The following is a 7,359-nucleotide window of genomic DNA, read 5'->3' on the forward strand; positions in this document are numbered from 1 at the left end:
AAGGAGGCTTTCCGTCCGGTGGAGGGGCAACGCGAAGGGCCCGACACGCATGCGGGCCGGGGCTTCCCACCCTACGCCCGCCGCCCCGCCCGGACCTCCCGCAACGACAGGACCCGAACGGCGGTCGACGGGGGCAAAAAGGCGGCGGCGGTCGGGGCACGGCGCAGGCCCCGGCCACCCTTTCGGGTCGCCGGGGCCTGCGCACCCCCGTGACGACCGCCGCTACTCGCCGGCGATCGCGTTCAGTACGTTCATCCGCCCCGCCCGGAAGGCCGGGACCAGCGCGGCGAACAGGCCCACGAAGGCCGACCCGGCGAAGACGCCGGCGATCGTCGGCCACGGGACCTCCAGCACCCGCATGCCCTCCAGGACGAGCAGCTTCTGGGCGGAAACCCCCCAGCCCATGCCCAGGCCCAGGCCGAGCAGGGCGCCGAAGAGGGCGATGACCACCGACTCCAGGCGGATCATGCGGCGCAGCTGGCGGCGGGAGAGGCCGATGGCGCGCATCAGGCCGATCTCGCGGGTCCGCTCGACCACCGAGAGGGCCAGGGTGTTCACGACGCCGAGGACCGCGACGACGATCGCGAGGGCCAGCAGCCCGTACACCATGTTCAGCAGCGTGCCGACCTGGTCCTTGAGGACCTGCTTGTAGTCGGTCTGGTCGAGCACCTTGTACTGCGGGTACGCGGCCATGCCGTCCTTGAGCGCCGTGTAGGCGGCGGCCTCCTGGCCGTCGACGGCCTTGGCGAGCAGCATGAACGGGCGGGGCATCCTCTCGGCCGGCACGTACTGCTCGGCCGTGGCCGTCGCGACGTACATGGCGCCCTTGTCGAGGTTGCCGTCGTCTTCGGTGATGGCGGCGACCTTCAGCTTCGCGGTGGAGCCCCCGGTGAAGGCGACCGTCAGCTCGTCGCCCGCCTTGACGCCGTGCTTGTCCGCGTACCCGGAGCCGACCGACATCACGCCCGGCCCGTACGCGTCCGCGTGCCGCCCGGCCCTCATCTTCCGGCGGACGTCGCCCGCGTAGGACGGGTCGGTGACGCTGAGGCTCTGCTCGGCGGTGGAGCCGTCGGGGGCGGTCACCTTGGCGCCGGCGATCCGGTAGGCGGTGACGTGGTCCAGGCCCGCGGCGGCGCGCATCGCCCGCTCCGCCTGCGGGACCAGGGGCTGGCCGTTCTGCGACTGGACGATGTAGTCGGCGCCCACCGACTTGTCGAGTTCCTCGGTCGCCGAGGCCACCATCGACGAGCCGACCACGGACAGGCAGGCGACCAGCGCCAGGCCGATCATCAGCGCGGCCGCGGTGGCGCCCGTACGGCGCGGGTTGCGCAGCGCGTTGCGCTCGGCCAGCCGGCCGACGGACCCGAAGGGCTTCAGCACCGCACCCGACAGCACCCGCACCACGCCGCCCGCCAGCAGCGGCCCGATCACGATGAACCCGACGAGGGTGAGGACGACGCCGCCCGCCAGCCACAGGGAGCCGGCCTTGGCCTCGTCGGCACCCGCCGCGAGGAGCAGCCCGCCGGCGCCGAGACCCGTGAGGACCAGGCCGAGCACGGCGCGGACGGCGCCGGCCCTGCGGTCGCCGGGGGTGCCCGCCTCGCGCAGGGCGGCCATCGGGGAGACCTTCCCGGCGCGGCGGGCCGGAATGTAGGCGGAGACGACGGTGACGACGACACCGAGGACGAGGCCGATGGCCGGGGTCGTCCACAGGACGGTCAGGTCGTCGGTGGACAGCTTCATGCCCATCCCGCCCATGAGCTTCATCAGCCCCACGGCCAGGCCCACGCCCGCGCCGACACCGAGGAGGGAGCCGACGGCGCCCAGCAGCAGGGCCTCGATCAGGACCGACCGGTTGACCTGGTCCCGGCCGGCGCCGATGGCCCGCATCAGGCCGATCTCGCGGGTCCGCTGGGCGACCAGCATCGAGAAGGTGTTGAAGATGAGGAAGATGCCGACGAGGAACGCGACGGCCGCGAAGCCCAGCATCACGTACTTCATGATGTCGAGGAAGGCGCCCACGTCCTTGCGGCCCGCGTCGGCGGCCTCCTTGGCGGTCTGCAGCTCGTACGTGCCCGCGCCGAGGGCGGCGGACAGGTTCGCCTTGAGCCGGTCGTCGCTGACGCCGTCCTCGGCGGTCACGTACACGTGGGTGAACTGTCCGGCGCCGCCGAGGAGTTCACGCTGCGCGGTGGCGGTGTCGAAGTAGACGACGGTGGCGCCGGGGTTGGTCGCCCGGAAGGTCGCGATGCCGCTGATCCGCGCCCGGAAGTCGCCGGTGACGGTGATCGTGCGCAGCTCGTCGCCGATCTTCAGCTCGTGCTTCTTCGCGGTGTCGGCGTCGACCATCACCTCGGTCGGGCCGCGCGGCGGGTGGCCGGAGGTCACCTCCATCGCCTTCAGCTCGTTGTCGTTCCAGTTCGCGGCGATCGTCGGGGCGCCGGAAGCGGGGCCGATGTTCTTGTTCCCGGCGTCGACCACGGTGACGGCCAAGGACACGACGGCGCCCTGCGCCGACCGGACGCCCTCGACGCGGGTGGCCTTCCCGACCGTGTCCGCGGGGATGGCCTGCGGGCGGCCGTTGGCGGGGATCCCCTCGCTGCCCTCGCCCCCGCCGCCCTTCTCGGGCTCGGGGGCGCCGATGGTGACGTCGGCGGCGGTGCTGGAGAACAGCTTGTCGAAGGTCGTGTTCATGGTGTCGGTGAACACCAGCGTCCCCGTCACGAAGGCGACGGAGAGCAGCACGGCGACCGCCGACAGCGCCATCCGCCCCTTGTGCGCGAGGACATTGCGCAGCGAGGTCCTCAGGACGGTCACGACGTCCGCCCCCGGGCGTCGAAGTCCTTCATCCGGTCCAGGACCTGGTCGGCGGTGGGCGCGTACATCTCGTCCACGATCCGGCCGTCGGCGAGGAAGATGACGCGGTCCGCGTACGAGGCGGCCACCGGGTCGTGCGTGACCATGACGATCGTCTGGCCGAGCTCGTCCACCGAGCGGCGCAGGAAGCCGAGGATCTCGGCGCCCGCCCGGGAGTCCAGGTTCCCGGTCGGCTCGTCGCCGAAGATGATCTGCGGGCGGGCCGCGAGGGCGCGGGCGACCGCCACGCGCTGCTGCTGGCCGCCGGACAGCTGCGTCGGACGGTGCCCCAGCCGGCCCGCGAGCCCCACCGTCTCCACCACGCGCTGCAGCCACTCCCGGTCGGGCTTGCGCCCGGCTATGTCCATGGGCAGCGTGATGTTCTCCAGCGCGTTCAGCGTCGGCAGCAGGTTGAACGCCTGGAAGATGAACCCGATCCGGTCCCGGCGCAGCTGCGTGAGCTTCTTGTCCTTCAGGCCCGTGATCTCGGTGTCGTCCAGGAAGATCTGCCCGCCCGTCACCGTGTCGAGGCCGGCGAGGCAGTGCATCAGCGTGGACTTGCCGGAGCCCGAGGGGCCCATGATCGCGGTGAACTGCCCGCGCGCGATGTCCACGTCCACGGCGTCGAGGGCCACCACGCGCGTCTCGCCGGAGCCGTAGGCCTTGACGACCCGACGCGCCCGGGCCGCGACGGCTGCGTGCCCTCCGCTTCCTCCGTGCCTGGTCTCGGTAATGGCCGTTGTCACGGTGCGTCCCCTCGTTCGTATGCGTGTGGCTGTGGCCGTGCGGTTGCGCGATGGCGCGGTGCGGGCCGACGGATCGAAGTGTGTGCCGCGGAGGGCGGCCGGCGCCCTGGTGCGGATCGCCGTATCCACCGGGGGGTTAGCCCCACCCCGCTCGTATGAACCAGTCAAGGACACCCGGGAACGGGTCTCCTCCTCCGCCGGGACGAACAGCCCCTGGCTCCTTCTGCGGAGCAACCCCTAGGGGAGCTACCCCCTTCGACGGACACCGGATGGGGGATACCGCCCGGTCACAGCCCGGCGAGAAGGCGTTTCCGGCAGATGCGTGCACAGGGAAAACGCCGCCGCCCTACTCGGGGCCGGCCGCCCACCCGCACCCGCGCTTGTCATGGCCCCTGCTGACGGAGTACACCTCTGAGGTCGGAGATCCGCGTCATCGCCCGGGGGAAGAGATGGCTTCCGCACTGCTCGCACTGGCCTTACTGGCCGCCGTCGCCGGACCGGTCGGCTGGCGGCTCCGCCGCCGCCCCGCCTTCGTCACCGGCCGCGACGGCCGCCTCTCCACCTCGACCGTCCTCGCACTCGCCTGGACGGTCATCCTCGTCTGGCTGCTCCTGACGATCCTCGCCTACGGGCTCACCACCGGCGGCGGCACCCGCTACTTCACCGGCGAGCACGGCCCGCTGTCCTCCCTCACCACCGTCTACCTGCCGCTGCTAGGCGGCCCGTACGTGGCCCTCATCGCCGCCAAGGCGGTCGTCGGGATCCGGCTGGAGAACGGCACCCTCGCCAAACCCGCCGCCCGGCCGACGGACTCGGGACGACGGCCCCTGCGGGAGCTGATCGCCAACGACAGCGGGCGCACCGACCTGGTCGACCTCCAGTACGTGGCGCTCAGCGTGGTCACCATGCTGTACGTGGTGCTGTTCTTCCTCTCGGACGTGAGCGGCGGGCTGCCGGACCTGCCCGGGGAGATCTGGGCGCTCACGGGCGCCCCGGCCGGCGCGTACCTGGTGAACAAGATGGCGACACGGCCGAACCCGGTGATCACCGAAGTGACGTTGAAGGACGGGACCGTGGTCGTGCGGGGCGGGGGCTTCACCGCCGATGCGCGGGTGGAGGTGAACGGGGCCCTCCTGCCGACGCAGTACGAACCGGACCCGGAGACCCTCACGGCACCGCTGCCGGAGGGTCCGCCGAGCACCTTCACGGTGGTCGTGGTGGCCCGAGGCCTGCGCAGCGACCCGTACGCCTACGCCCCGGCCGCGGTGGCCTGACCCGGGCCCGCGCTTCCCGGTCGCCTCGAACGCCGGCGGGACCGGGCGGTGTACCCGGCCGGCGTTTGAGGCGACCCGGCGCCGCCGCGCGGAAACCCCCGCTCAGCCCTCGGCTGCGGCGCGGCCCGTCAGTGCCGCGAGGCTCGCCCGCACATGGCTCATGTGCGCCCGCATCTCCTCCTCCGCCTCCGCGTGCTCCCGCAGCACCCGCTCCGTCTCCCGCCCGATCCGCTCCTCCTGCACCCGCGCCTGCGCGATCAGGTCGGCGGCCTGCGCCTCCGCGTCCTCCTGCCCGTGCCGCGCGGCCTCCTCCGCCTCCGCGTAGCCCCGCCGCGCCTCCGCGAGCCGCGCGTCGGCCTGCCGCTCCATCTCCGCGATCCGCTCGGCCAGGTCCGCTTCGCGCCGGGCCAGTTCCCGCTGGGCGGCGTCCCACCGGTCGGCCTGGTCCTGTTCCCGCTCGGCGAGCAGCTCGTCGGCCCGCCGCCGGGTCTCGACGAGCGCGGCCTGCGCCTGGGCCCGCCAGGCCGCGGCGTCTTCGCGGGCCTCCCCCAGGAGTTCTTCCGCTTCGCGTTCGGCGGCCTGCACCCCCTGCCGGGCCCGGACCTCGGTCTGCTCGCGGACGGCTTCGGCGTCCTGCCGGGCCAGTTCGGCCGACCGCTCGGCGTAGGCCTCGGCCGCGCCCATGGCGTCCGCGGCATCGCCCTGCGCCTCGCTGCGCAGCGCTTCCGCTTCCTCGATGACGAGCGTGTGGATCCGCCGGGCGCGTTCGGTCAGGTCCTCGTACTGGTGGGGGACGAGCGAGGCGACGGCGTCGCGGAGCCGCTCGGCCTCCTCCTCCATCTGCTTGGCCAGGACGGTCAGCCGCGCCACCCGCTCCCAGGCCTCGTCACGGCCCGCGAACAGCCGTGCGACGTACCGGTCGACCTGGTCGGTCCGGTAGCCGCGAACGCGCACGATCGCGAAACCCTGTCCGTGAGGGGACATGCGTGCAGCCATCCTGGGGCGCCTCTCTCGCGGGGATTCCTGTCAAGGATGCGTCATTTGCGGCCAGAAGCCGGAATGGCCGGGCCGGGACCCCGTTCCAGGGTCCCGGCCCGGCCACTGAACCGATCATCCGATCAGAGCAGCCCGTCCCACATCTGCTCCAGCAGCACGGACCACCAGCTCTCGGGCGAATTCAGTGCCGCGGTGTCGAGACCGGCCAGATTCGCCTGGAAATCGACCGTCCAGCGGCCCGCCTGTTCGGGCGTCAGATGCTGCCGCAGACGCCACATGTGACCCAGCATCGCCAGCGACCGCGCGAACTGCGGCAGGCTCGAATTCACGAACTGCGGCGGCACCGGAGCCCCACCGGGACCGCCCTCGACCGGGACGGCCACGATGTGCGCGGTGCCGTACTGCACGCACAGCGCCTTGCCGAAGTCGCTGCCGATGACCAGGTACGAGCCCGCGTCCGACGCGGGCTGCACCTGCCGCTGCGCGGCGAGCTCGGCCAGCGTCGGCACCGGCTGGCCCGGCACCGCCTGCGCCCAGAAGAACGGCCCGAAGTCCACGGGCAGACCCGCCCAGACCAGGGTCTGCGCCACGATCTCCGGCACGCCCTGGCGGGACACCGCCCGCTGGTCGAACCGGAACACGCCCTGCGGGCCGAACGCCCCGACCAGCTCGGAGCCGATCGCGTCCAGCGGGATCGCCGGCTGCAGCTGCGCCTGCGGCAGGGGCGCCCGCACCGGCGCGGGGCGCGCCGGCCCGTCGGCCACCTGGTGCAGCTCGCCCTGGTGGGTCAGCAGGTGCCGCATGCCGGCCTGGCGTCCGGCGTGGTCCTTGCCGTACGGGGCCACGCTCGTGATCCGGACCTGCGGCCAGGTCTCCCGGATCATCCGGGCGCAGTAGCCGCCGGGCAGCTCGCAGGACTCCAGCTCGGTGTGCAGTTCCAGCACCTGCTGCGGCGGCACGTTCATGGCGCGCAGCTCGTGCAGGATCTGCCACTCCGGGTGCGGGGTGCCGGGCGCCGAGCGGCGGATGATCTGCTGCTCGGTGCCGTCGGGGGCGCGGTAGCGGAGTACGGCCTGGTAGCCCGGGCCGACGGTGGGTACGCCGGAGGGCGCGGCGGCGGCCGGTCCGGGACCGGGAGGCGCGGGCGGGCCGCCGACGACGGCGGGGCCGGCCAGCATGGTCGCGGCGTGGTCGATGCCGTGCGGCGGCGTACCGGGCACGCCCGGGGCTCCGGGCGGGCCGGGGGGCACGGGCGGCTGACCGGCGCCGGGGGCTCCGGGCGGGCCGGGGGGCGCGGGGGGCCCGCCGACGACGGCGGGGCCGGCCAGCATGGTCGCGGCGTGGTCCAGTCCGCCGCCCGGCGAGCCCGGGGCTCCGGGCGGGCCGGGAGGAGCGGGCGGCTGGCCCACACCGGCGCCGTTCGACCCACCCGGAACACCAGGCGGACCGGGAGGACCGGGAGGCGCCGGCGGCCCACCGGCCACCAC

The 7,359-nt window shown here is 73.6% G+C and carries 4 protein-coding genes and 1 pseudogene; 1 reads left to right on the plus strand and 4 read right to left on the minus strand.

The window, feature by feature from the left end:
- Positions 1–222: 222 nt before the first annotated feature.
- Positions 223–2,817, minus strand: a complete 2,595-nt coding sequence (locus ACIQUT_RS20190; protein WP_403564286.1) for an ABC transporter permease — start codon at positions 2,815–2,817, stop codon at positions 223–225.
- The gene (locus ACIQUT_RS20195; protein WP_403564287.1) at positions 2,814–3,602 is read right to left on the minus strand and encodes an ABC transporter ATP-binding protein; all 789 of its coding nucleotides are present in this window, start codon (positions 3,600–3,602) and stop codon (positions 2,814–2,816) included. The genes ACIQUT_RS20190 and ACIQUT_RS20195 overlap by 4 nt, the downstream gene beginning before the upstream one ends.
- A 449-nt stretch (positions 3,603–4,051) precedes the next feature.
- Here ACIQUT_RS20195 and ACIQUT_RS20200 point away from each other — a divergent pair, with 449 nt between their 5' ends.
- Positions 4,052–4,876: a hypothetical protein gene (locus ACIQUT_RS20200; protein ID WP_403564288.1), complete on the plus strand. Its 825-nt coding sequence runs from the start codon at positions 4,052–4,054 to the stop codon at positions 4,874–4,876.
- Positions 4,877–4,978: 102 nt separating this feature from the next.
- Here the strand turns inward: ACIQUT_RS20200 and ACIQUT_RS20205 are convergent, their stop codons facing one another.
- Together ACIQUT_RS20205 and ACIQUT_RS20210 are read right to left on the minus strand one after the other, a co-directional pair.
- Positions 4,979–5,860 (minus strand): cellulose-binding protein, encoded by an 882-nt coding sequence (locus ACIQUT_RS20205; RefSeq protein WP_403564289.1) that lies wholly within the window; start codon positions 5,858–5,860, stop codon positions 4,979–4,981.
- 134 nt (positions 5,861–5,994) lie between these two features.
- Positions 5,995–7,359 (minus strand): annotated as a pseudogene (locus ACIQUT_RS20210) (SUKH-4 family immunity protein); the annotation flags it as partial.

Source organism: Streptomyces sp. NPDC090445 (genome assembly GCF_044769385.1).
Taxonomy (GTDB): domain Bacteria; phylum Actinomycetota; class Actinomycetes; order Streptomycetales; family Streptomycetaceae; genus Streptomyces.